Source organism: Actinoplanes sp. ATCC 53533, assembly GCF_003947245.1.
The window spans coordinates 1-2,309 of record NZ_QHHV01000369.1 but is presented as its reverse complement, the minus strand read 5'-3'; the positions used below and the strand labels follow the sequence as shown (position 1 = coordinate 2,309).

Here is a 2,309-nt window from a genome sequence, read left to right as displayed (position 1 = left end):
GTGGCGCAGCACCTGGGCGACAACGTCGTCCGCGCGATCTCGATGCAGCCCACCGACGGCCTGGTCCGCGGTGCCGCGGTCACCGACACCGGCGAGTCGATCACGGTGCCGGTCGGCGACGTGACCAAGGGCCACGTCTTCAACGCCCTCGGCGAGGTGCTCAACGTCGACCCGTCGACGCTGAACATCACCGAGCGCTGGGGCATCCACCGCAAGCCCCCGGCGTTCGCCGACCTCGAGCCGAAGACCGAGATGCTGGAGACCGGCATCAAGGTGCTCGACCTGCTCGCGCCGTACGTGCGCGGTGGGAAGATCGGCCTGTTCGGCGGCGCGGGCGTGGGCAAGACGGTGCTCATCCAGGAGATGATCATCCGGGTGGCGCGTAACTTCGGCGGCACCTCGGTGTTCGCCGGCGTGGGCGAGCGCACCCGCGAGGGCAACGACCTCATCCTGGAGATGGAAGAGGGCGGCGTGCTCGACAAGACCGCGCTCGTCTTCGGCCAGATGGACGAGCCGCCGGGCACCCGCCTGCGGGTCGCCCTGTCCGCGCTGACCATGGCGGAGTACTTCCGGGACGTCCAGAACCAGGAGGTGCTGCTCTTCATCGACAACATCTTCCGGTTCACCCAGGCCGGTTCCGAGGTGTCGACGCTGCTCGGCCGCATGCCGTCCGCCGTGGGTTACCAGCCCACGCTGGCCGACGAGATGGGCGAGCTGCAGGAGCGGATCACGTCGGTCCGGGGTAAGGCGATCACCTCGCTGCAGGCGATCTACGTGCCCGCCGACGACTACACCGACCCGGCGCCGGCGACCACCTTCGCCCACCTGGACGCGACCACCAACCTCGAGCGGTCGATCTCCGACAAGGGCATCTACCCCGCCGTGGACCCGCTGGCCTCCAGCTCGCGGATCCTGGCGCCCGAGTTCGTCGGTGCCGAGCACTACGCGGTCGCCCGCGAGGTGCAGCGGATCCTGCAGAAGTACAAGGACCTGCAGGACATCATCGCCATCCTCGGTATGGACGAGCTCTCCGAGGAGGACAAGGTCACGGTGCAGCGGGCCCGCCGCATCGAGCGCTTCCTGTCCCAGAACACGTACGCCGCCGAGCAGTTCACCGGCGTCCCCGGCTCGACGGTCCCGCTCAAGGAGACCATCGAGGCGTTCAAGAAGATCAGCGAGGGGGAGTACGACAACTACCCCGAGCAGGCCTTCTTCATGTGTGGTGGCCTCGAGGACCTCGAGAAGAACGCACACGAGCTGATGAAGGGCTGATCCCTGGCGGATCCCCTCGTGAGCCGCGCCGGCATTTGCCGGCGCGGCTCATCCGTTTCCGAATGCCCGTTATGTCCGTTTGACCTCGCAGTGCGGCGGTACGCGGACACGAAGGTTTCTTCTGTTGTTCGGATACCCTTGGCACTGCTCATGGCACGCCCCTGCGATCATGCCCGTTGATCGCAGTTGGCATCGACCGGCATGGTTGGGGATCGAGTGGCGAAGAGTAAAAAACCGAAGAGTGCGTGGCGCGCGCCGTTGTGGGCGCGGACCTGCGCGATCTTCGGGTGTGTCCTGATGGTCCTCAGCGGTGGCGCGCTGATCACGAGCCAGGTGCTCGTGGCCCGCTACGCGAACGCGGTGGAGACCAAGGACCTCTTCGGCAATGCCGCCTCCGGCGCCACCAAGGAGAAGGTCAGCGACATCAAGGGGCCGCTGAACATCCTGCTGGTCGGCATCGACCCGCGCAACGACAGCACGGCGCCGCTGTCCGACTCGATCATCGTCGTGCACATCCCCAAGGGGCTGAAGCAGGCCTATCTCTACTCGATCCCGCGCGACCTGCGCGTCGAGATCCCGGCGTTCCCGAAGACCGGCTTCCGCGGCGGCACGGCGAAGATCAACGCGGCGATGTCGTACGGCAGCTCGGTCGGCAACGGCAAGCACGATGTGGCGCAGGGCTTCGACCTGCTCGCCAAGACGGTCGGCAAGCTGACGGGCATCAAGAAGTTCGACGCCGGCGCGATCATCAACTTCAACGGCTTCCGGAAGATCGTCGACGCGATGGGCGGCGTCACGATGACGATCGACCAGAACGTGAAGTCGGAGCACCTGACGCCGGAGGGCAAGCCGCGGCCGCGCAAGGCCGAGTGCCCGACGAGCAGCAACTGCGCCCACCCGTACACCGGGCCGCAGAAGCAGTACAAGAAGGGCAAATACCACCTGGAGGGGTGGGAGGCGCTGGACTACGTCCGGCAGCGCTACGGCCTGCCCCGCAGCGACTATGACCGCCAGCGGCACCAGCAGCAGTTCATCAA

General features: G+C 66.7%; 2 protein-coding genes. Both read left to right on the top strand.

What is annotated here, in order from left to right; all coding sequences use genetic code 11:
- Positions 1–1,272: F0F1 ATP synthase subunit beta (gene atpD / locus DMB66_RS57425; RefSeq protein ID WP_125812399.1), on the top strand; the 1,272-nt coding region annotated here is incomplete at its 5' end.
- A 201-nt stretch (positions 1,273–1,473) separates the two neighbouring features.
- The coding region (locus DMB66_RS57420; protein ID WP_148112915.1) for an LCP family protein at positions 1,474–2,309 on the top strand (836 nt) is incomplete at its 3' end.